Origin of the sequence: Paraburkholderia humisilvae (genome assembly GCF_902859855.1) — a bacterium.
In the GTDB taxonomy this organism is placed as follows: domain Bacteria; phylum Pseudomonadota; class Gammaproteobacteria; order Burkholderiales; family Burkholderiaceae; genus Paraburkholderia; species Paraburkholderia humisilvae.
In genome coordinates, this window is the sequence record NZ_CADIKH010000365.1 from 1 (window position 1) to 1250 (window position 1250).

At 66.6% G+C, this 1250-nt stretch carries 1 protein-coding gene; it reads right to left on the reverse strand.

What is annotated here, in order from left to right:
• Nucleotides 1-1238 (reverse strand): D-amino acid dehydrogenase (locus tag HV796_RS42560; RefSeq protein ID WP_175233594.1); only part of this gene is annotated, 1238 nt, incomplete at its 3' end.
• Nucleotides 1239-1250: the final 12 nt, after the last annotated feature.

A 1250-nucleotide genomic window follows, 5' to 3' on the forward strand; every position in this document is an offset into this window, starting at 1 on the left:
TGAACGGACAGATCGTTCGACTGGATCGCCGGTTGCCTGCCCGAGATCAGATCCGCCAGCAACTGGCCGGAGCCGCACGACATCGTCCAGCCGAGCGTGCCGTGCCCGGTGTTCAGGAACAGGTTCGACACCGGCGTGCGGCCGACGATCGGCGTGCCGTCCGGCGTCATCGGCCGCAGGCCGGTCCAGAAGCTGGCCTGCGACGTATCGCCGCCGCCCGGGAACAGATCGTTCACGCACATCTCGAGTGTTTCGCGACGCGCGTGGTTCAGCGCCTTGTCGAAGCCGGCAATCTCGGCCATCCCGCCGACGCGAATCCGGTTATCGAAACGCGTGATCGCGATCTTGTAGGTTTCGTCGAGCACCGTCGATACCGGAGCCGCCGACGGATCGACGACCGGCGCCGTGAGCGAGTAGCCCTTCAGCGGATAAACCGGGATCCTGATCAGGTCCTTGAGGAACCGCGTCGAGTACGAACCGAGCGCGACGACGAATGCATCCGCACGCACCGTCTGGTCGCCGCATTTGACTGCGCCGACCCGGCCGCCCTCCATCAGCAGCGCATCGATCGGCGTGTTGAAGCGGAACCGCACGCCGATCTGTTCGGCCAGCGTCGCGAGGCGCGTGGTGAACAGCTGGCAGTCGCCGGTTTCGTCGCCGGGCAGGCGCAGCCCGCCGGTCAGCTTGTGCGCGGTCGCGGCAAGCGCCGGTTCGGCGCGCGCGAGCTCGGCGGGCATCAGCAGTTCATAGGGGACGTTCGCTTCCTTCAGCACCGCGACGTCTTTGGCGGCGCCATCCAGTTGCTGCTGCGTGCGGAACACTTGCAGCGTGCCGCCGGTGCGGCCTTCGTACTGAATGCCCGATTCGGCGCGCAGCGCCTGCAGGCAGTCGCGGCTGTATTCGGCCAGACGCACCATGCGCGCCTTGTTCACCGCATAGCGCCCGGACGTGCAGTTGCGCAGCATCTGCCACATCCACTGCAGCTGGAATGGCGTGCCGTCCAGACGGATCGCGAGCGGCGCGTGCTTCTGGAACATCCATTTGACCGCCTTTAACGGCACGCCGGGCGCGGCCCACGGCGATGCGTAGCCCGGAGAGATCTGCCCCGCGTTCGCGAAGCTCGTTTCGAGCGCCGGGCCAGCTTCACGATCGATCACGGTGACTTCATGACCCGCGCCGGCGAGATAATAGGCGCTCGTCACGCCGACGACGCCACTGCCCAGAACGACGACTCGCATAGCTGCTCCACT